The sequence below is a fragment of the Pseudomonas sp. ATCC 13867 genome (assembly GCF_000349845.1).
Taxonomy (GTDB): Bacteria; Pseudomonadota; Gammaproteobacteria; order Pseudomonadales; family Pseudomonadaceae; genus Pseudomonas.
Genome location: NC_020829.1, coordinates 4,901,197 through 4,922,709 on the forward strand (window position 1 = coordinate 4,901,197; position 21,513 = coordinate 4,922,709).

The 21,513-nt window shown below is 66.1% G+C and carries 18 protein-coding genes; 4 read left to right on the forward strand and 14 right to left on the reverse strand.

What is annotated here, in order from left to right; all coding sequences use genetic code 11:
- Positions 1–18 precede the first annotated feature (18 nt).
- Positions 19–963, forward strand: coding sequence for a PDR/VanB family oxidoreductase (locus H681_RS22035; RefSeq protein WP_015479106.1), 945 nt, complete (start codon positions 19–21; stop codon positions 961–963).
- 177 nt (positions 964–1,140) lie between these two features.
- Here H681_RS22035 and H681_RS22040 read toward each other — a convergent pair whose 3' ends face one another.
- The 10 genes from H681_RS22040 to amaB form a co-directional block, all read right to left on the reverse strand.
- Complete coding sequence (locus H681_RS22040) at positions 1,141–1,869, reverse strand: GntR family transcriptional regulator (protein ID WP_015479107.1); 729 nt, start codon at positions 1,867–1,869, stop codon at positions 1,141–1,143.
- A 103-nt stretch (positions 1,870–1,972) separates the two neighbouring features.
- The gene (locus H681_RS22045) at positions 1,973–2,734 is read right to left on the reverse strand and encodes an SDR family oxidoreductase (protein WP_015479108.1); all 762 of its coding nucleotides are present in this window, start codon (positions 2,732–2,734) and stop codon (positions 1,973–1,975) included.
- 513 nt (positions 2,735–3,247) lie between these two features.
- Positions 3,248–4,171, reverse strand: a complete 924-nt coding sequence (locus H681_RS22050; protein ID WP_015479109.1) for an ornithine cyclodeaminase family protein — start codon at positions 4,169–4,171, stop codon at positions 3,248–3,250.
- Between the two features lie 116 nt (positions 4,172–4,287).
- Positions 4,288–5,004 (reverse strand): ABC transporter ATP-binding protein, encoded by a 717-nt coding sequence (locus H681_RS22055; protein ID WP_015479110.1) that lies wholly within the window; start codon positions 5,002–5,004, stop codon positions 4,288–4,290.
- Positions 5,001–5,876 (reverse strand): ABC transporter ATP-binding protein, encoded by an 876-nt coding sequence (locus H681_RS22060; protein WP_015479111.1) that lies wholly within the window; start codon positions 5,874–5,876, stop codon positions 5,001–5,003. Before H681_RS22060 ends, H681_RS22055 begins: the two co-directional genes overlap by 4 nt.
- On the reverse strand, positions 5,873–7,174 hold the full coding sequence (gene livM, locus H681_RS22065) for a high-affinity branched-chain amino acid ABC transporter permease LivM (protein WP_015479112.1): 1,302 nt from the start codon (positions 7,172–7,174) through the stop codon (positions 5,873–5,875). The genes H681_RS22060 and livM overlap by 4 nt, the downstream gene beginning before the upstream one ends.
- 5 nt (positions 7,175–7,179) lie before the next feature.
- The gene (locus H681_RS22070) at positions 7,180–8,094 is read right to left on the reverse strand and encodes an ABC transporter permease subunit (protein WP_015479113.1); all 915 of its coding nucleotides are present in this window, start codon (positions 8,092–8,094) and stop codon (positions 7,180–7,182) included.
- 218 nt (positions 8,095–8,312) lie between these two features.
- Entirely contained in the window at positions 8,313–9,446 is a 1,134-nt protein-coding gene (locus H681_RS22075; RefSeq protein WP_015479114.1) for a branched-chain amino acid ABC transporter substrate-binding protein, read from the reverse strand.
- Positions 9,447–9,847: 401 nt separating this feature from the next.
- On the reverse strand, positions 9,848–11,131 hold the full coding sequence (gene amaA / locus H681_RS22080; RefSeq protein WP_015479115.1) for an L-pipecolate oxidase: 1,284 nt from the start codon (positions 11,129–11,131) through the stop codon (positions 9,848–9,850).
- Positions 11,132–11,293: 162 nt separating this feature from the next.
- A complete protein-coding gene (amaB, locus tag H681_RS22085; RefSeq protein WP_015479116.1) occupies positions 11,294–12,784 on the reverse strand; it encodes an L-piperidine-6-carboxylate dehydrogenase in 1,491 nt (496 codons plus the stop codon).
- A 117-nt stretch (positions 12,785–12,901) separates the two neighbouring features.
- On the opposite strand from amaB, the gene H681_RS22090 reads away from it, so the two are divergent.
- Complete coding sequence (locus H681_RS22090; protein WP_015479117.1) at positions 12,902–13,798, forward strand: LysR family transcriptional regulator; 897 nt, start codon at positions 12,902–12,904, stop codon at positions 13,796–13,798.
- A 98-nt stretch (positions 13,799–13,896) separates the two neighbouring features.
- A complete protein-coding gene (nadE, locus tag H681_RS22095) occupies positions 13,897–14,724 on the forward strand; it encodes an ammonia-dependent NAD(+) synthetase (protein WP_015479118.1) in 828 nt (275 codons plus the stop codon).
- 39 nt (positions 14,725–14,763) lie between these two features.
- Here nadE and trhA read toward each other — a convergent pair whose 3' ends face one another.
- Together trhA and azu are read right to left on the reverse strand one after the other, a co-directional pair.
- A complete protein-coding gene (gene trhA / locus H681_RS22100; protein ID WP_015479119.1) occupies positions 14,764–15,390 on the reverse strand; it encodes a PAQR family membrane homeostasis protein TrhA in 627 nt (208 codons plus the stop codon).
- A gap of 119 nt (positions 15,391–15,509) precedes the next feature.
- On the reverse strand, positions 15,510–15,956 hold the full coding sequence (gene azu / locus H681_RS22105) for an azurin (protein ID WP_015479120.1): 447 nt from the start codon (positions 15,954–15,956) through the stop codon (positions 15,510–15,512).
- A 370-nt stretch (positions 15,957–16,326) separates the two neighbouring features.
- On the opposite strand from azu, the gene H681_RS22110 reads away from it, so the two are divergent.
- The gene (locus H681_RS22110) at positions 16,327–16,914 is read left to right on the forward strand and encodes a TIGR00730 family Rossman fold protein (RefSeq protein WP_015479121.1); all 588 of its coding nucleotides are present in this window, start codon (positions 16,327–16,329) and stop codon (positions 16,912–16,914) included.
- Positions 16,915–16,921: 7 nt separating this feature from the next.
- Here H681_RS22110 and H681_RS22115 read toward each other — a convergent pair whose 3' ends face one another.
- Positions 16,922–17,359, reverse strand: coding sequence for a type IV pilin protein (locus H681_RS22115; protein ID WP_015479122.1), 438 nt, complete (start codon positions 17,357–17,359; stop codon positions 16,922–16,924).
- Positions 17,356–21,513 carry a pilus assembly protein gene (locus H681_RS22120; protein WP_015479123.1) on the reverse strand — a complete coding sequence of 1,386 codons (4,158 nt, stop codon included), beginning with the start codon at positions 21,511–21,513 and terminating at the stop codon, positions 17,356–17,358. The genes H681_RS22115 and H681_RS22120 overlap by 4 nt, the downstream gene beginning before the upstream one ends.

Genomic DNA, 21,513 nt, shown 5'->3' on the forward strand with positions numbered 1-21,513 from the left:
AGCCACGAGAACATCGCCGTGCTAGACGTCGTCATCACCCGCCTCACGCGGGAAACCCCGGACATCCTCAGCCTCGAACTGGCCCGCGCCGATGCCGGCCCCCTGCCCACCTTCAGCGCCGGTTCGCACATCGACCTGCACCTGCCCAACGGGCTGGTGCGCCAGTACTCGCTGTTCAATGCACCGGAGGAAACCCACCGCTACCGCATCGCCGTGCTGCGCTGCGCCGACTCGCGCGGCGGTTCGCTCGCGGTGCACGAACTGGCCGCCGGCCAGGCATTGCGAATCGGCCCGCCGCGCAATCTGTTCCCTCTCGCCGAGGGCACCGGCCGGCGCCTGCTGCTGGCCGGCGGCATCGGCATCACGCCGCTGCTGAGCATGGCCGAACACCTGGCCCGCCAGGGCGCCGAATTCGAACTGCACTACTGCGCCCGCTCGGCTGCTCAGGCGGCCTTCGTCGCGCACCTGGCGCAGTGCGAGTTCGCCACCCGAGTGCAATGTCATTTCGACGATGGCGACCCGGCGCGACGCCTGGACATGGCGGCGCTGCTGGCGCCCCAGGCAAGCGACGCGCAGCTCTACACCTGCGGCCCGGCCGGCTTCATGGCGCACGTGCTGGACAGCGCCCGCGCCCTGGGCTGGGAAGAATCGCGCCTGCACCACGAACATTTCGGCGCCGAAGCGGATGTCGGCGGCGAAGCCTTCGAGGTGCAGTTGGCGAGCAGCGGCCAGGTGGTGCGCGTGGAGGACGGGCAGAGCGTGGTGGAAGCGCTGCGCGGCGTCGGCGTGGAGGTGCAGGTAGCCTGCGAACAGGGCATCTGCGGCACCTGCCTGACCCGTGTGCTGGACGGCGTGCCGGAGCACCGGGACCAGTACCTGACAGAGGACGAGCAAGCCGCCAACGACCAGTTCACGCCCTGCTGCTCGCGTTCGCGCAGCCCGCGCCTGGTGCTCGACCTGTAGGTGCCAGCGGCGGATTACCGCGAGCGGTTATCCGCCCTACGCATAGTGACGAAGGCATCGCCTGCTGGAATCGAAATCAGCCACCGGCAGAGCTTGCGATACCCATCCTGCGAATATGCCGGGACGGTCGCTCCTGCGGGTGCAGATAGCCTATCGGTGCCGCCAGAACGGCAGTTGCTATGATCTGTCGTTTTCCGTCGTCGCGGACTTCTTCAGCACCGCCACGCCCTCGCGCCGCGGATTGAAGTATTCGGCGTAGCGCAGGGTGGCGTTGGCGTGTTCGCGCATGATCGCCTCCGCCCGCGCGCCCTGGCCGTTGATCAGGGCATCGAAGGCGGCGTGGTGCTGCTGGTGGGCGAAGTTGAAGCGCTGGTACTCGCGCTTGAGATTGTCGCGATCCACCGCCAGCGAACTGACCGAGGCGAACGGCAGGTGGTCGTTGCGCGCCAGCGCCTCGGCGATGGCGCGGTTGCCGCTGGCTTCGATGATCGCCTGGTGAAAGCGCATGTTGAGGCTGTGGTACGCCTCCAGGTCCTCGGGCAACACATGGCCCTTGTCGAAGATGCGATCCCCTTCGTCCAGGCAGGCCTGCAACAGCGCCCGGGTTTCCTCCGAAACACCCTGTTCGGCGGCCTGGCGGGCTGCCAGCCCTTCCAGCACGCCACGCACTTCCACCGCGCCGGAGATGTCTTGCTCGGTGACCTCGCGCACCGTGTAGCCACGGCTGCCGGCCTTGATCAGCAAGCCTTCCTGTTCCAGCGTGCGTAATGCCATGCGCACCGGCATGCGCGAAACCTGCAGGCGTTCGGCGGTGGGAATCTCGACGATTCTTTCGCCGGCGGCCAGCTCGCCAGAGGCGATCATCTTGCGCAGTTCAGCCAGCACGCGTTGGCCCGGTTTACTCATCGGAAGGCTCTTGTGGCGGGAGGAGGCGGCGCATGATAACGCGCACGGGGACGTTCAGGCGGAAAACCAGGAACGCTTTTCCGCCCTGCGCGCCGGCTGCGCCTCAGCCCTTGCGGTGCACCGCGAACCCCGCCCAGGCCTGGCTCACCGGCATGAGTTCCAGGGTGTTGATGTTGATGTGCGGCGGCTGGTTCAGGATCCAGTGGATGGTCTCGGCGATGTCGACGGACTGGATGGGTTCGGCGCCGGCGTAGGTCTTGTCGTACTTCGCCTGGTCGCCGCCGAAGCGCACCAGGGAGAACTCGCTCTCGCACATGCCGGGCTCGAGGTTGGTGACGCGGACGCCGGTGCCCTGCAGGTCACAGCGCAGGTTCAGCGAGAACTGCTCGACGAACGCCTTGGTGGCGCCGTACACGTGACCGCCCGGATAGGGCCAGCGGCCCGCCACCGAGCCGAGGTTGAGGATGCTCGCGCCCGGCCCGTAGGCGATCAGGCGTGGCAGCAGCAGGCGGGTGGCGTACATCAGGCCCTTGATGTTGGTGTCCACCATCGTGTCCCAGTCGTCCAGGTCGCAGTCCTGCGCGGGGTCGGCGCCCAGCGCGAGGCCGGCGTTGTTGATCAGGCCGCGCAGCGTGGCGAATTTCTCCGGCAGACTGTCCACCGCCGCGGTCATCGCCGCACGGTCGCGCACGTCGAGCACCAGCGGCAGCACGTCGGTCTGCGCCGACAGCTCCTGCGCCAGCGCCTTCAGGCGCTCCTCGCGACGGCCGGTGATCACCAGCGACCAGCCATCGCGGGCGAAACGGCGCGCGCAGGCCTCGCCAAAGCCGGAGGTGGCGCCGGTAATGAACAGGGTGGAAGTCATCGCGTGATCCTCTTGGTTGGCCCTCGTTCCGCCGGTCGATGTCGACGTGTCATGGCGGGCGCGTTCTTATCGGTTTCCGCAGGATAACAGCCTGACCGCAACCCGTTGCGCTACAGCGGCGCTGGATAAAACCCGCACAGCTGGCCGAAAGCCCCGTCGCTGCGGGGCCGTTCGCAGTTGCACCCACCTTGTCCACAGGCTGCTCCACGGATTTTGTGGGCAAGCGCGGCGGCGCATTTTCGCTGGACGAATTTCGAACGCCTAGCCGCAAGCCGCGCCAGTCCTGCGCCAGGGAAGCTCTTCCCAAGGTTATCCACAGCTCTTTCAACGACTGGCGTGGACAACCGGGCGCCTCCGGGAACTTTTCCGGAATGCTGTAACTGTCCATCCATACAGGGCTCCAGGGCAATCGAACAGAAATCAGTCGCCCTCGACAAAGCCCCTGACCACGGGGCTTGCACGGACTCGTCCAAACCTTATCCACAGGCCGGTCCACAGATTTTCTGGACAACCTCACGGCACGAGAAGGCGCGCCGCGATCAGGTCTTCCAGCGCATGACCCACCGACTTGAACAGGGTGATCTCGCTGTCGTCCTTGCGCGTACCGCGACCTTGCAACAGGTCCGCGAGCTGGCTGTGGATGGCGCTCTCGTCGATCACTCCCTCGCCCATCGGGATCAGCAGGTCGCCTGCCTCCTCCAATGCCCCTTCGCGGGTATCGACCACGATGCGCGCCCGACGCACGACCTCGTTGTCCGTCTCGCGCATGCTCGGCAGGAAGGCGCCGACCAGATCGAGATGGCAGCCCGAGCGTAGCCATTCGCCGTGCACGATGGGCTCGCGGGAAGTGGTCACGCAGCTGATGCAATCCGCCGCCGCCACGGCGCCGCGCAGGTCGGCACAGGCATGCGCCGGGTAGCCTTCGTCCTGCAGGCGTTTCACCAGTGCGTGAGCCCTGTCCTCGTGGCGGCCCCAGATGGCGATGTCTTCGTACTCGCGCACCGAGCAATGGGCGCGGACCATGTGCGGCGCCAGGGTGCCGCTGCCGACCACCAGCAGCCGCCGCGCATCGCGGCGCACCAGGTAGTCGGCGGCCAGCGCCGACGTGCAGGCGGTGCGCCGGGCGGTCAGTTCGGAAGCTTCGAGCATCGCCAGCGGAAGGCCCGTCGCGCCGTCGAACAGGCAGAACAGCGCGGCCACCGCCGGCAGGTTCTTCGCGCCGTTGCCGGGGAACACGGTGACCAGCTTGACGCCGATGTCCTGTCCCGGCCGCCAGACCGGCATGGTCAGCAGCGAGGCGTTGTCGGGTAGCGCATGGCAGCCGCGCACCGGGGCTTCGCAGGCTCCGGCGAGGCCGATGCGCAGGGCCTCGATCAGCGGCGGATAACCCAGGCGTTCGGCGACGTCGGCGTTGGTGAGGAAGCGGAGGTCTTGCATGAAGGCCCCTCCAGGGGATTGCGGTGAACGCCCCTGTAGGAGCGAGCTTGCTCGCGAACCAGCCCTGCTGCGGAGCCGTTCGCGAGCAAGCTCGCTCCTACGAAGAGCAATGGACTTCAGTGCCCCCCCAGATACGCGTTGCGAACCTCCTGGTTACCCAGCAGCTCGGCGCCGGTGCCGCTCAGGCGGATCTCGCCGTTGACCATCACGTAGCCACGGTCGGACAGCTTCAGCGCATGGTTGGCGTTCTGCTCCACGAGGAACAGCGTCATTCCGCTCTTCGCCAGCTCGCGCAGGGTCTGGAAGATCTGCTTGACCACGATGGGCGCCAGGCCCAGCGAGGGTTCGTCGAGCAGCAGCAGCTTGGGCCGGCTCATCAGCGCGCGGGCGATGGCGAGCATCTGCTGCTCGCCGCCGGACATGGTCATGGCACGCTGGTTGCGCCGCTCCTTCAGGCGCGGGAAGAGGTCGAACATGCGCTGCATGTCTTCCTGGGCGTGCTCCATGCCGATGGGGATGGTGCCCATCAGCAGGTTCTCCTCCACGGTCATGTCGGGGAACACCCGGCGCCCTTCCGGCGACTGCGCGATGCCGTTGGAGGCCACGTAGTGCGCGGATTTCTGGCGGATGTCCTGGCCCTTGTAGAAGATCGAGCCGGACGCCGCGCGCGGCTGGCCGAAGATCGACATCAGCAGCGTCGACTTGCCCGCGCCGTTGGCGCCGATCAGCGCCACGGTTTCCCCTTCGTTGACGGTCAGCGAGACTTTCTTCAGCGCCTGGATCGGCCCGTAGAACACATCGACCTCACGGAATTCCAACATCGGCGCCGTCATGCCAACTCCTCTTCGTCTGCGCCGAGATAGGCGGCGATCACTTTCTCGTTGTGGCGGATCTCGTCCGGCGCGCCACGGGCGATGACCACGCCGTGGTCGAGCACGATGATGTGGTCGGAGATGTTCATCACCATGCCCATGTCGTGTTCGATCAGCAGGACGGTGATGCCGTGGTGGTCGCGCAGGTAACGGACGATGCGCGCCAGCGCCTGGGTCTCGGCGGGGTTGAGGCCGGCGGCGGGTTCGTCCAGGCAGATCAGCTCGGGCCGGGTGCACATGGCGCGGGCGATCTCCAGGCGACGCTGCTGCCCGTAGGACATCTCGCCGGCCAGGCGGTTGGCGCAGTCCACCAGGTCCACCACTTCCAGCCAGTAGAAGGCGTGGTCCAGCGCTTCGCTTTCCGCACGACGGTAGCCGGGGGTGTTGAGCACGCCGGCGATGAGGTTGCGGTTGACGAACATGTGCTGGGCCACCAGCAGGTTCTCCACCACCGACATCTCGCGGAACAGCCGTATGTTCTGGAAGGTCCGCGCCAAACCGGCGCGGTTTACCAGGTGCGTGCCGCCGAACATCTTGTAGAAGACGCGGTTGCCGAGCCGCGCCGGGTTGACGAAATCACTGCCCTGGAACGGCTGGCCGAGCACCTTGATGACGTCGGTGGTGCCGCCCTGGGTGTTGAGCAGGATGTTGCCGCCGGTGGCCTTGTAGAAACCGGTGAGGCAGTTGAACACCGTGGTCTTGCCGGCGCCGTTGGGGCCGATCAGCGCGGTGATGGAGCCACGCTCCACGTCGAGGTTGACGTCGTTGAGCGCCTTGATGCCGCCAAAATGCATCATCAGGTGCTCGACGCTGAGGATCTTGTCACCGCTCATGGCGCCACCCCCTTGCGGACGGCAAAACCGGTGCGGCTGATGCGGATCAGCCCGCGCGGGCGCCAGATCATCATCAGCACCATGAGGATGCCGAACAGCAGCACCCGGTAGTCGGCGAAGCTGCGCAGCAGTTCCGGCGCCACGGTGAGGACGAAGGCGGCGATCACCACGCCCACGGTGGAGCCCATGCCACCGAGCACCACGATGGCGAGGATCAGCGCCGACTCGAAGAAGGTGAAGGACGACGGGTTGACGAAGCCCTGGTAGCTGGCGAAGAACACCCCGGCGAGGCCCGCGGTGGAGGCGCCGAGCATGAACGCCGAGAGTTTCACCAGCACGTGGTTCAGGCCCATCGCGCGGCAGGCGATCTCATCCTCGCGCAGCGCTTCCCAGGCGCGGCCCACCGGCATGCGGGTCAGCCGGTGCTTGATGTACAACACCAGCAGCACCACCAGGAACAGCACCGCGTAGATGAAGATGAACTTGAGGTTCTGGTTGTAATCGATGCCGAGGAACTCATGGATCGGCGTGCCGCCCTCCTTCGCCCGGCGACCGAACTCCAGGCCGAAGAAGGTCGGCGACGGCACCGACATGCCGTTCGGGCCGCCCGTGAAGGACAGCCAGTTGTTGAGGACGAGGCGGATGATCTCGCCGAAACCGAGCGTCACGATGGCCAGGTAGTCGCCGTGCATCCTCAGCACCGGGAAGCCCAGGAGCGCTCCCGCCAGCGCGGCGGTGACGGCCGCCAGCGGCAGCACAGTCCAGAAACCCAGGCCCAGGTACTGGTAGCCCAGCGCCAGGCCATAGGCGCCGATGGCGTAGAAGGCCACGTAGCCGAGGTCGAGCAGGCCGGCGAGGCCGACCACGATGTTCAGGCCCAGGCCCAGCAGCACGTAGATCAGCCCGAGGATGATCACCGTGAGCAGGTACTTGCTGGCGAAGAACGGAAAGATCACCGCCGCGACGATCAGCAACGGGACGATCCAGCGCAGGCGCGTCTTGTAGCCCGGCTGCAGCACCGTGATGCCCGAATCGGAGGATTCGAAGCGATCCATGATGCGCAGGCCGGCCGGCGTCTGCATGAACAGGCTGAGCAGCAGCCGGCCGAGCATTACCGCGCCGACCATCCAGGCCAGGCGAACCGGTTCGAGGTTGAAGCTGTAGCCATCGAGCACCACGCCGACGATGGGGCCGAACACCACCAGGGCGATCAGGCCGGCGAGCACGGTATCGACGACGCTCTTCTTGATATCGATGCGCGCGGTCTTCGGCGCGGCGGTGGTCTGGGAAACGGCCATCATGCTCACACCTTCGATACCTGGGGACGCCCCAGGAGCCCTTGCGGTCGGAAGATCAGGATGGTCACCAGCAGGCCGAAGGCGAACACATCCTTGAAGTCGGTGTTGATCATCCCGGAGAACTGCGCCTCGGCGACCCCGAGGATCAGCCCGCCGAGCATCGCGCCGGGCAGCGAACCGATGCCGCCGAGCACTGCGGCGGTGAACGCCTTGATGCCGATGATGAAGCCGGCATAGAAGTCGAAGGTGCCGTAGTTCATGGTGATCAGCACGCCGGCCAGCGCGGCCATCGCGGCGCCGATGACGAACACGTAGGAGATCACCCGGTCGGTGTTGATCCCCAGGATCGAGGCCATCTTGCGGTCCTGCTGGGTGGCGCGGCACATGCGCCCGAGCTTGGTGTACTGGATCACGTAGGTGAGTGCCGCCATGCCGATGAAGGCAGCGATGAGGATGAACACCTTGGTGTAGGTCAGTTGCACGAAGCCTTCGCCGATGTGGAACTTGAAGGCACCGTCGAGCAGGGTCGGCACGCCTTGCTGGCGCGGGCCCTGGGCCAGTTGCACGTAGTTCTGCAGGATCAGCGACATGCCGATGGCGGAGATCAGCGGCGCCAGGCGCGTGGAGTTGCGCAGCGGCTTGTAGGCGATGCGCTCGATCACCCAGCCGTAGACACCGGTGACGAAGATGGTGAAGACCAGGGTGCCGAGGATCAGCAGCGGGAAGGACTGCAGGCCGAAGAAGGCCAGCAGCGCCAGGGCGACCGCCGAGAGGTAGGCGGAGATCATGTACACCTCGCCGTGGGCGAAGTTGATCATGCCGATGATGCCGTAGACCATCGTATAGCCGATGGCGATCAGGCCGTAGACCGACCCCAGGGTCAGCCCGTTGATCATTTGCTGGAGAAAGATACCGTCCACGATTGAGTACTCACACAGACAGGGCAGGAAAGGCGGGCGGCAAGCGGGCTGAACGGCTCGTGACCGTCGCCGGGCAAGCGCCGACCTGCGGGGATGCCGGCAGCGCTCGTGGCGCTGCCGGCAGGTCGGGCGCGGAGCACGCAACCTGCGCCAGCCCCGCCGCCCAGGCCGGATGAAGCGGGCGGCGCGCGACGGGACCGGTCACAGATCGCGAACGCTTACTGCTGTTTTTCCAACTGGTGGTACTTGCCCTTGTCGTCCCACTGGTAGACGACATAGTCGGAGACCTTCAGGTCGCCCTTCTCGTCGAACTCCTTCTTGCCCATCACGGTCTGCACGGGGTTGCTGTGCAGCCACTTGGCGGCGGCCTGCGGATCGTTCTTGCCGGCGCCGTTGAAGGCCGCGGCGAGCGCCTGCAGCGAGGCATAGGCGTACAGGGTGTAGCCTTCGGGCTCGAAGCCGTCGGCGCGGAACTTGTCCACCACGGCCTTGCCGTCCGGGATCAGGCGCGGGTCGGCGCCGAAGGTCATCAGCACGTCCTTGGTGTACTGCGGGCCGCCGGCGGTGGTGACCAGTTCGTCGGTGACGATGCCGTCGTCGGAGAAGAACACGGTGTTCAGGCCCTGCTCGCGCATCTGCCGTACCAGTGGACCGGCTTCGGGGTGCAGGCCGCCGAAGAACACCACTTCCGCGCCCGAGGCACGGATCTTGGTGACCAGGGCGTTGAAGTCCTTCTCGCCACGGGTCAGGCCCTCGTAGAGGACTTCCTTGACGCCCAGCTTGTTCAGTTGCGCCTTGGTCGCATCGGCCAGGCCCTGGCCGTAGGTGTCCTTGTCGTGGATCACCGCGACCTTCTTGGCCTTCAGCACGTTGACGATGTAGTTGCCGGCGACGACGCCCTGCTGGTCGTCACGACCGCACATGCGGAAGATGCCGGTCATGCCGCGCTCGGTGACTTTCGGGTTGGTCGAGCCGGGGGTGATGGAGATGATGCCGGCCTCGTCGTACACCTCGGAGGCGGGGATAGTGTTGGACGAACAGAAGTGGCCGACCACGGCGATGGCCTTGTCCTGGTCGACCAGGCGGTTGGCGACCGACACGGCCTGCTTGGGCTCGCAGGCATCGTCCGCCTTCACCAGCTTGATCTTCTCCCCGTTCACGCCGCCGGCGGCGTTGATCACGTCGGCGGCCGCATTGGCCCCCCGCCAGTACTGTTCGCCGAACGAGGCGTTCGCCCCGGTATGCGGTCCCGCGACCCCGATAACGACATCAGCCTCGACAAAGGAAGACACGCCCAGCGCGGTAGTTACCGCCAGGGCCAGAAAGCCTTTTCTGAAAATCTTCTGCGACATGGAGTTTTGCTCCTGAGGGTTTTTGTAATGGCGTACGAACGAGTGTTGGCGATTTTCTTGATTCAGCGATTTATCGACAGCAAGCCGCGTGCCATTCGTTTTTGTTATTAACCAAGTCCTACAGCAAAAACAGCCAGAGCTGGCAGGCATCAGCGCTAGACATGTGCAACCCATCGAAAACAGAAGGTGCAACCGTGAAATCGAAAAGGCGCAACCCTCCTTCCCGTGAGCTGACACAACCAGCCACCACAGGCGCAACCCCATCCGTAACCATCGCTGTCACCGAACTGCACATCCACGGTGCAGACCCGCAGGGGTAACGCACCATAAGAGGCTAGACCAAAGTGCAGCGAGCGTCGGGGCAGACGCGGCGGGAGGGCCCCGCCCACGCCTCGCCTGGCTCAGATCACCACCCGCAGGCACTGCCCGGCGTGGTAGAGCGAGAACCCCGTTTCGTACAGGCAACTACGCAGGCCAGCGGCCGAAATCTCCTCCATCGGCCGCAGCGGCATCGGCAGCACGCTGGCGTCGCCGCCCAGCAGGAAGTCGGCGAAGGCCTTGCCCACCACCGTGCCGGTGGTGACGCCACGACCGTTGTAGCCGCTCATGGCGACCAGCCCCGGCGCCGGCTCGAACAGGCGCATGAGGTGGTCGGGGGTGAAGTCGATGCAGCCGGTCCAGGTGAACTCCCAGTCCACCTTGCCCAGCTTCGGGAAGTAGTGCTGCTGGATGCGGTCCGCCCAGCTCTTGAGGAACCACGCCGGCTTGCCGGTGCCCTTGCCGAGGCTGCCGAGCAACAGGCGACCGTCGGCATCGCGGCGGATGCTGCTGAGCACCTGGCGGGTGTCCCAGGAGCCCTGCCCACCCGGCAGGATGCGCGCAGCCTCGGCGCCCTCCAGCGGGCGTGAGGCGACCTGGTAGTAGTAACCGGGGAAAAAGGTGCGCCGCAGCTGAGTCCACTCGCCTTCGGTGTAGGCGCTGGAGGCGATCACCACCTGCCCGGCGGTCACCACGCCACCCTGGGTGATCACGTTCCAGGCGTTACCGACGCGTACCAGCCCGACCACCGGGGAGTGGTGGTACAGCTCGCCGCCCAGGCCGACCACCGCGCGGGCCAGGCCGCTGACGTAGGCCATCGGGTTGAGGGTACCGGCGCGGCGGTCGAGCAGCGCACCGGCGATCTTGTCGGTGCCGCAGGCCTGCTCGCACTCGGCGCCGGTCAGCAGTTCGACGGGGGCGCCGCGACGGCCCCATTGCTCGCAGCGGCTGCGCAGGTCGGCCAGGCCACGGGCGTTGTGCGCCATGTGCAACGTGCCTTCGCGGCGCGCCTGGCAATCGATGGCATACTTGTCGATCAGCGAGAACACCAGCGAAGGGGCATTGCCGAGCATGCGGTTGACCCGCTGCCCGATCTCCACACCCATGCCTGCCTCGATCTCGTCCGGGGGAATCCACAGGCCGGCGTTGACCAGCCCGACGTTGCGCCCGGAGCCACCGTACCCGGTGGTATGGGCCTCCAGCACGCAGACCTTCTGGTCCCGCTCCAGCAGATGCAACGCAGCGGACAGGCCGGTGAAGCCCGCGCCGACGACACACACGTCGACCTTGCGATCCCCGCGCAACATCGGAGCTTCCGGGCGTTCGGGGGTCAGGTATTCCCACAGGCACTCTTGGCGAAGCGACATCCAGCGATCCTTCTACGCGAACCTTTGTGAATGACTCTGTACTGCAAGCCCCCATTGCGAGCCGGGGGCTTCCTGTAGGAGCGAGCCTGCTCGCGAACCGCATAACGCTGAAGCCCCACCGGACTCCGTTCGCGAGCAAGCTCGCTCCTACGAAGAGCAACCTCAGTCGAAGACTATGCCCTGGGCCAGCGGCAGTTCCCGCGAGTAGTTCACGGTGTTGGTCTGCCGGCGCATGTAGCCCTTCCAGGCATCGGAGCCGGACTCGCGGCCGCCGCCGGTTTCCTTCTCACCCCCGAAGGCGCCGCCGATCTCCGCGCCGCTCGGACCGATGTTGACGTTGGCGATGCCGCAATCACTGCCCACCGCCGAGAGGAAGGCCTCGGCCTCGCGCAGGTCGGTGGTGAAGATGCAGGACGACAGGCCCTGGGGCACGGCGTTGTTCAGCGCCACCGCCTCGTCGAACGTCTCGTAGGGCACCACGTAGAGGATCGGCGCGAAAGTCTCGTGGCGCACCACGTCGCTCTGCTCCGGCATCTCGGCGATGGCCGGCGACACGTAATAGGCCTCGGGGAATTTGTCGGCCAGTTGCCGCGCGCCGCCGAACACCACGCCGCCCTCGCCGCGCGCCTGCTCCAGCGCGCCCTGCATGGCCAGGAAGCTGCGCTCGTCGATCAATGGGCCGACCAGGTTGCCTTCCAGCGGATGACCGATGCGCACCCTGGCGTAGGCGGCCTTCAGCCGGCTGACGATCTCGTCCTTCACCGACCTGTGGGCGATCAGCCGGCGCAGGGTGGTGCAGCGCTGCCCGGCGGTGCCGACGGCGCTGAACAGGATGGCGCGCACGGCCATGTCCAGATCGGCGCTGGGCGCCAGGATCATCGCGTTGTTGCCGCCCAGCTCGAGGATGCTGCGGCCGAAGCGCGCCGCCACGCGCGGGCCGACTTCGCGGCCCATGCGGGTGCTGCCGGTGGCGCTGACCAGGGCGACGCGCGCGTCGTCCACCAGCGCCTCGCCGGCGCTGCGATCGCCGATCACCACCTGGCTGAGATGCGCCGGTGCGTCGCCGAACTTGCTCAGCGCACGCTCGAACAGCGCCTGGCAGGCCAGCGCGGTGAGCGGGGTTTTCTCCGAGGGTTTCCACACCACCGAGTTGCCGCAGACCAGCGCCAGCGCGGTGTTCCACGACCACACCGCGACCGGGAAGTTGAAGGCGCTGATCACCCCGACCACGCCCAGCGGGTGCCAGGTTTCGCGCATGTGGTGGCCGGGGCGCTCGGAGGCGATGGTCAGGCCATAGAGCTGGCGCGACAGGCCGACGGCGAAGTCGCAGATGTCGATCATCTCCTGCACCTCGCCCAGGCCTTCCTGGGTGATCTTGCCGGCCTCCCAGGACACCAGTTCGCCAAGGGCCGCCTTGCTCGCCCGCAGCTCCTCGCCGAACAGCCGCACCAGCTCGCCGCGACGCGGCGCCGGCACCTTGCGCCAGGCGTCGAAAGCATGGGCGGCGCGGCCAATCTTCTGCTCCACCTCGGCGGCACTTTCCAGGCGCACCGCGCCCAGGCGGCTGCCGTCGATGGGAGAGTGGATGACCTGGTCGCCAGCGGTAGCCAGGCGGGCGTCGACGCCGAGGGATTCGAGCAGTGCGGAAATCATGCGGACTCCTGTGGGGTTCAGAACCATCTGGAATGCCAGCAGTAATAAACGGCTTGCCGAGGCACAACAAACGACGTTTCCTATGCACATCATTCCGTAAATTCATGAACTACCAACATGCTGAGCAAACGCCATCTGCCCTCCATGACCGCCCTGCAATGCTTCGAAGCGGTAGCCCGGCACCTGAGCTTCACCCGCGCCTCGGAAGAGCTGAATCTGACCCAGAGCGCGGTCAGCAAACAGGTGGCGCAGCTGGAGGAAATGCTGCAGCACCTGCTGTTCCGCCGCGTGCGGCGTCGCCTGCAACTGACCCCGGCGGGCGAGCTGTACCTGCTGGAGGTGCGCAAGATCCTTACCCAGGTGGAGATTTCCACTCACTACCTGCTCTCCTACGGCGGGGAAACCGAAGTCCTGCGCGTGGCCACGCCGCCCACCTTCGGCGCGCGCTGGCTGATCCCGCGGCTCAATGGCTGGCGCCATCTGCACCCGAACATCCACCTGGACCTGCGCCAGGAGCTGGAGCCGAGCGACCTGCTGCAATCGCGCTGCGACATCGCGTTCTTCTTCGGCGCCGGCACCCTGCCCGGCGCCGAATGCCTGCATCTGTTCGGCGAGGAAATGCTGCCGGTGTGCTCGCCGGACCTCCTCCCGGAGCAGCCGCTGGCCGATCCGACCCAGTTGGCCGAACGGGTTCTGCTGCAGAACGCCACCCGCCCGGAAGCCTGGCACGAGTGGTTCCAGAGCCTGGGCAAGCGCAGCGAGCACAGCTACCACGGCCCGCGCTTCGACACCTTCTACATGTGCATCCGCGCCGCCCAGGCCGGCTGTGGCGTGGCGTTGCTGCCGCGTTTCCTGGTGGAAGAGGAGCTGGCCGAAGGCAAGCTGGTGGTTGCCTGGGAGCACGGGCTGGAAAGCCGCAGCGGGTATTATCTGGCTTACCCCGAGCATGCGGCGGCGGTCCCCAAGGTGCGCGCCTTCGTGGAATGGATCCAGGCCCGCCTGCAGGCGCCCTGATTGGCGCAATTGACCATCGACCCAGCGCCGCAGTCACTGGTATTTTTCCTGCATTCCGACAGGCGCTGGCCTGTCACTGTCCGGATCGAGGTACATCCATGAAAGCCACCCAGCAAGCCATCGCGACCGAGTTGAATGTCCAGCCGCCGTTCCAGGGCCCGGACGACGTCCAGGCGGAAATCCAGCGCCGCGTGCGCTTCATCCAGGACTGCCTGAAGAGCTCGGGGATGAAGACCCTGGTGCTGGGCATCAGCGGCGGCGTCGACTCGCTCACCGCCGGCATGCTCTGCCAGCGCGCGGTGGAAGGCCTGCGCGCCGAGACCGGCAACCAGGACTACCGCTTCCTCGCCGTGCGCCTGCCCTACAACGTGCAGGGCGACGAACAGGACGCCCAGGACTCGGTGGACGTCATCGCCCCGGACGAGCGCCACACCGTGAACATCGGCCCGTCGGTGCAGGCGCTGGCTGCCGAAACCCAGGCGCTGGAAGGCCTGGCCCCAGCCACCCGCGACTTCGCCCTGGGCAACACCAAGGCGCGCATCCGCATGGTCGCCCAGTACACCATCGCCAACGCCCGCCAGGGCCTGGTGGTCGGCACCGACCATGCCGCCGAGGCGGTGATGGGCTTCTTCACCAAGTTCGGCGACGGCGCCTGCGACCTCGCCCCGCTCACCGGCCTGGTGAAGAACCAGGTACGCAGCATCGCCCGCACCCTCGGTGCGCCGGAAGGCCTGGTGGAAAAAGTGCCCACCGCCGACCTCGAGGACCTCGCCCCCGGCAAGCCGGACGAGCACTCCCACGGCGTGACCTACCAGGAAATCGACGCCTTCCTGCACGGCCAGGAGGTCAGCCAGGAGGCGTTCGACATCATCGTCCGCACCTTCGAGAAGACCCGCCACAAGCGCGCGTTGCCGACCGCGCCGTAAGCAAGCGCCGACGCGGGAGCAATCCCGCGTCGTTGTGGCTCAATGCTGGGGAATGACGTAGCGCCAGATGGCGATGAAGTGCAGCAGGCTGCCGGCGATCACGAACAGGTGCCAGATGCCATGCCAGTGGCGGAAGCGGCTGTCATAGGCGAAGAAGATGATGCCGATGGTGTAGAAGGCGCCGCCGCCGACCAGCCATGCAAACCCGGCACCGCCCAGCGCCCGGTACAACGGGCCCACGGCGATCAGCACGATCCAACCCATCACCGCGTAGATGATGATCGACAGCACCCGCGCCTCGGAGCGCGGCTTGATCTCCTGCAGCATGCCGATCACCGCCATGCTCCAGACGATGCCGAAGAGGGTCCAGCCCCAGGCGCCCTTGAGCGTCACCAGGCAGAACGGCGTATAGCTGCCGGCGATCAGCAGGTAGATGGACAGGTGGTCGAGCTTGCGCAGGATCACCTTCGCCCGCCCACGCACGCTGTGGTAAAGCGTGGAGATGCTGTAGAGCATGGTCAGCGTGGTGCCATACACCGCCACGCTGACGATGCGCAGCGGCTCGCCGAGCAGGCTGGTGGCAACCAGCAGCCAGATACCGCCCACCAGCGCCAGCACGGCGCCGATCAGGTGGGTCCAGGCGTTGAAGCGTTCACCGTGGTACATGGAGTCTCCCGCTGCGGATTCGACCAGAGACACCCTATCCCGGTTGCATGAAATAAAAAGCCCGACCATGTGTCGGGCTTTTCGTATCGTCGGCTCTTCGTACTAAAGCCAGGCAGGGATCACTTGAGGGTCAGGGTGCCCTTCATCATGGCCGAGTGCCCCGGGAAGGAGCAGAAGAAGGCGTACGCATCGCCGGCCTTGAGTTTGGACACATCGAAGGTCACCGAGTCCTTCTCGCCGGAGCCGATGATCTTGGTGTGGGCGATCACGCGGGTGTCGCCATCCTTGACGTAGTTCTTGTCCAGGCCGGCGGCCATGCCGTCGGTCACCACGCCCTGCATGTCGGCGGCGGTGGTCAGCACCCAGTTATGGCCCATCACGTTCTTCGGCAGGCTGCCGGGGTGGGACAGGTTGACGGTGAAGGTCTTGCAGCTCTTGTCGACAGTGATGGCGTTGGTGCTGAACTGCATCTGGTCGTTGCCCTGGATGTCCACGGAGCATTCGGCAGCCAGCAGCGGAGCACTGAACAGGCCGAGCAGGGATACAGCAGCGAGTTTACGGAACATACAAGCCTCCTAGGCAGGTTGGGCGGAGAAACCTGAAGGGGAGACCGAGCGATGAACGGTCGAGTTCCCCTGATTCAGGTCAACGACATACAGGTCGTCGACCTCGGCGCAAGCCTCTAAATATCTATCAGGCTCATCCATATCATCAACGAGGCAGATCAGCGCACCCCGCCTAGCATAGACGCCACACCCCGGCATCACAGGAATCCGCACCGTGAAACTTCACGCCCTGTTACAAAGCCTGCTCGTCAGCTACGCACTGGCCGCCTCCGGTGGTGGCGGTCAGCACGGCTGAATTCCGTCGCGCAAGTCTTGGTCGCTCTCGCATCTGCCGCTACCCTGACGACCTTCACAAGTGTGGGAGTTTTTCATGGCCTTGCGTTCCATCTGCGTATTCTGCGGCGCCAGCCCCGGCGCCACTCCGATCTATCAGGAAGCCGCCGAGGCCCTTGGCCGCCATCTGGCCGAACGTGGCATCCGCCTGGTCTATGGCGGCGGCGCGGTCGGCCTGATGGGCATGGTGGCCGACGCCGCGCTGGCGGCGGGCGGAGAGGTCATCGGCATCATTCCGCAGAGCCTGAAAGAAGCGGAAATCGGCCACAAGGGCCTGACGCGCCTGGAAGTGGTGGACGGCATGCACGCGCGCAAGGCACGCATGGCCGAACTGAGCGACGCCTTCATCGCCCTGCCCGGCGGCCTGGGCACGCTGGAAGAGCTGTTCGAGGTCTGGACCTGGGGTCAACTGGGCTACCACGGCAAACCGCTGGGGCTGCTGGAGGTGAACGGTTTCTACGAGCCGCTGCTGACCTTCCTCGATCACCTGGTGCAGGAGCGCTTCGTACGCCCGCAGCACCGCGAGATGCTCCAGCGCGCCAGCACGCCGGCCGAACTGGTCGACGCCCTGCAAGCCTGGACGCCCTCGGCGGCGCCCAAATGGGTGGACCGAAACCCCACCTGAGCCCGCTTCAGCGCCAGCAATCGGCGGTTTCCCCCGCCGTCGAGCGTTGCTCTCCCAGGGTATTCAGGCTCAGCGCAGCGCAATGCAGGTCCTGTGCCTGGGCGCCTTGCGGGGTGGCGGTGAGCCGATAGCCGCCGTCCGCCTCCGTCCCCGGCTCGACGGTAAGCAGGTACCAGCCGCCAGGAGAAGCCGCCCCCTTTGCGCCCGCGCGGGGCAACCCCAAGCTGGCGAGTTCGCCGGTAGCCACGACGTAGCGGCTGTTCTGGGCGAAGTAGCGCTCCTGCCGCGCCGCCGCGTCGAGCAGCAGCGCCTGCCCCTCGGTGCGATTGGCGCGCAGGATGTACTGTCGATAACCGGGGTAGGTGACCGCCGCCAGAATGGCGGCGATAGCCACCACGATCATGAGTTCGATGAGGGTAACGCCGGCCTCCCGTGGTCCTTTCATTGCCCGGTCTCCGGCATCACAGTCCAGGTCTGCCGACCGTTCAGTTCGCCGAATGCGAGCCTGTGCTGCGCGCCACTGGCGTCGAACAGCGAATCGCCACTGAAAGTCACACCACCCGCGGCAAGCGGAACGCTGCTGGGAACCGTACCGTCCACCCGGTCCTGGTCGTCCACCTCACCATCGCCATTCAGGTCGAACACCGGGAACGGCGTCGCCCCTCCCGCATTCGCGCCCAGCGCCAGGACATGCCCCTCCAGGCCGGGTGAACAGGGATCGGCATTGGGCGTCACGGTCACGACCTGAAGCAGGTTCCCGCGCACCCTGGGCGCCGCGATGACCCGCTCGCCCCTCAGGCGGTCGCCAACCTCGAGGTCCAGCACCCAGCCGGAGTCGCGCGTCCAGTCGATGGTCCCCTGGCTCACCTGGCGGGTTCCCGTCGGGCTCTCGCTCTCGAATGCCTGCACGCGCAGATCGGCGCGGGTGAGATGTCGCGTCATCTCGGCAGTCTTGCCAGCGGCCTGCGGGTCCCAGATGCCGTAGATCGATTGCAGCGTACGGGAGGCCTTGTCGCTGACGGTGAAATAGCGGCCGGTGCCGAAGTAGACCATCAGCCCCTGCCCAGACGGATGCCTCATGAAGGCCGGGGCGGCGCTGATCGCCTGGGCAGTCGGGTCCGATGCGCTGACGGTTGCGTGATAGAGCGGCTGGTTGCCGAAGGCGACGACGAAACGGGAAGTGCTCACCGCCGCCGTCGGCCCGTCAACGGCCGCCGAATCGAGCAGGTCGAAGCGCCACAGATTGCCCAGCAGGTCGCCCGCATAGGCATAGTCGGCGATGCCATCGCCATTCACGTCCGCGGCGTTGACCGCCGAAAGGCCATTGGCCCCACCTTCCGCCGTCGTGAGCTTGGTCAACAGCCGTCCATTGGCCACATCGAGCAGGAACAGGCTGGCCTTCCCGTCGTCCCCGCCATAGCCGTTGCCCAGCAGGACAGCCCATTGGCCGCTGTGCAGACGGGCGATTACCGGGGCCGAAAGCACATGGCCCAGTTCGGGATCGTCCTGCGCAGTGAACTCCCACAGCAACGAGGCGGCGTCGGGATCGCTGATATCCAGCGCAAAGACACCACGCCCTCCCGCCCCCAGCGTACCGATCAGCACCCTGTGCCATGCGCCGCTGAAATACACATCGGCGACGGCCGGCGAGCCGTCCACGTAATAGCGGTGACGCTCCGGTTCGCTGGCGTATCGGCGGTCGGCCAGCAGGTGGAGATGCGGGATGACCGGCGTAGGAATGTAGGCAAAGGTTTCCTCCCCGGACCTGGCGTTGAAAGCATGCAGCATGCCGTCGTTGGCCCCGACGTAGACCTGGTCGTCCTGCCGCGCCTGCGCCGCAGCGAATGCCCGATACTCTCCGTTGCCGCCATCCAGGCCCTCGGCAACGCCCGCCAGCAGGCGCGCCTTGCTCCCCAGCACAGGGGCCGAGTTGACGATGTCGCCAATCAGCGTCGTGCGCTTGCGATAGCGGTCCTCATGACGGGTATCACCCTTGAGGAAGTTCACGCGGGGGGCGTCCAGATGGTCCTGCAGCCCCACCCCGGCGAAACTGCGTCCCGCCAGGTTCTCGAAGGTGAAATCCTGCAAACCGGTTCCACTGGCATTGGCCATCAGGATACGGCGCTCACTCCAGCGTGGCAGTCGGTCGCTGGCTTTCCATGCGAGCAGTGCAGCGGCGGAGCTGCCAGCCCTGGGCGCCACGCGCTTGAGCAGGTCACCGCCCCAGGTCGCCACTTCCAACTGCGTGGTGTACAGCTCGAAACCGTCCCCTCCGAGCGCCTGTTGCAGGGCGATGGGAGCGGCGATGGACATCTGGCGTTGCAGGATTGGGCTGAACCCCCTGGACAGTTGAGTCCTCAGATGAGCCGCATCGGTCACCTGGAAGTAGCTGTCCGGGGTGCCTGGCTTGTGCGAATCCCAGTCGCCATCGACCGGAAGCGGCGACCGCTGCGCATCGAATCCACCCCACTTGGCGGCGTACCAGAGCGGGTCATGCAACGGGGTGACGGGGTTGTTCCCAGTCGGGATGAAGGTGCGGACGGAACTAGTGGGCTCCAGCGGCGGGCAGGTGCTGCCGGACATCCGGCACTCGCCCGCCCATCGCCCGGACGGCGTGTCGAACGGATCGCTCAGAGTGCCGGCACTTTCGTTGGTGACCTCGAGATAGAGGCCATCCCGCGTAGTCCCGGCCATCGCGTACCCCAGGTGCAATACCGTGCCCCTGTCGGCGCGCAGGGTCTTCAGCGTGACGCTCAGCGTGTTGTCCGCATTCACCCGGGCGCTGTACAGAAGGCTGGCATCGCCGTCGTCACCCTCGAACGCCACACGGAGCACGATCTCCGGACGCCCGCCATTTACTTCCGCGGCCACCTTCTGCCCCGGCATGTTGTGCATCGACTGCACGAAGAATGCGCTCATTTGCGCGGGCGCCGGGGGCTTGTCCGGGGATACGACCCTGGCGAAGGGAATCAGGGTTGCCGTGCCGTCGCCCACGGGAATCCGAATGCTGGATGAGGGCGTTGAGAGGGCAACGGCGAATGTCCTGACCGACAGGCCGGTCGTGGTGATGGGTTGCAGGTTCCCGTAATAGGCGACGGCGGCGGCGTTGTAGGTTCCTTCCCGCGCCGGCTCTTCAGGCAGCCCGCGAATGCTGCCGAAGCTGCTGGCCAGCTTGGCGGTCGGCGCGGCATCCGTGGCGCCGCCACTGACTTCCCCGATGGAGATCCGCTTTGCACCGCTGCCCAGCTCGTGATCCCAGAGGGTTGTGCCCAACGCGGAAACGTCCAGCTTTGCCAAGGTGCCACTGGCCTGCCCGGACGGGCCGAAAGGGCTGCCTGGCAACTGTGAGTCGTAACTGGGGCTCGCCTCACTGACGACAGTGAGCAGGGGCTTCGAACAACGGTAGGCGAAGTCCGATGCGTAGGGATCACGCCAGTTGGAAACCTCGCCTTCCATCGCGGGACGATCGACGGAAGCGGGACTCCCGGCGCCGCTGAAGTAACGCAGCGCATCGAACATGACGGCTCCCAGGGGATTTGCCCCGGTCCTGCAGGCCAGGCCGTTCGTGGCGCCGCAAAGCGCCGATAGCTGGGCAGGCAAGCCGTCCAGGCTGGCAATGATGGCCGGCCTATCCGTCCCTTTCGTGGCGAAGATCCCGGTGTCCGCGTCAACCTCATCCGCGAACGAACCGATGGCCTTGCGCAACACGCCGCCGCGCAGGTCGCGGGTACCCGAGCCCGCCATCAGACCAAAATACATCTGGTTATCTTCGCCATACGCCTGCAACAACCCCGTCGGTTTGTAGCGCTTGTTCGGATATTGCTTGCAGTTGCTTTCGAGCAATCCCGGCACACACACCCGAACCCTCACGACAACGTCGACCGGCGTCACGCCCTCTACCCGCTCGTCTCCGTCACTCGGCCTCAGCCAATCCCAGACATGCAGGTTGGCGACGTCGGGCAGAACGCTCAGGTGGGCAGGGGTATTGGCGAACAGCGTGCGGTTCATCCCAGCGGGCGCAGAGAAGGGGGTGTAGTCCGCCAGATCGAATCCGGCATCCGCCGTACCGGCATATTCCCGTCCCCAGGCAAGAGCGTTCCGGGGAATCGACGCACGCTCCAGCACCGTTTCTTCTTCGGTGTCCGTCGAGCGATAACCGCCATAGAGAATCGCGCGCAGAGTGTCGATCCGCGAGGCGGTCAGATAATTGAGGAAGTCTCCGCTCCAGCGCCCGGAGCTGGTCCTGCACGTCTTGTCGCCAGTGAACGCGACCGGCATGAACAACTGCTCAGCAGCCGCATATCGATAGCACTTTCCGGAGTCGAAATAGCCGTCATGGGCGGTTGTCGGGTCGTAGTGAAACGCCGGGACGCCATTGCCCTGGATATCGACGGCATCGGGATAGGCCGGAAGAAACAACGACTGATCCAGACCGACCACCAGAAGGTTCAGGGGCGGCATGGACGGGCTCACGAACAGCGGTGTCTGGGCCGGCGCAGTCCCCGTGGCGGGTATCGTCTCCACGGTCGGGGACGCCGCCGCGACGCCCTGGCCCAGCAGTCCGGCCAGCAGCATGAGCCCATTACGATGAAGATCCAT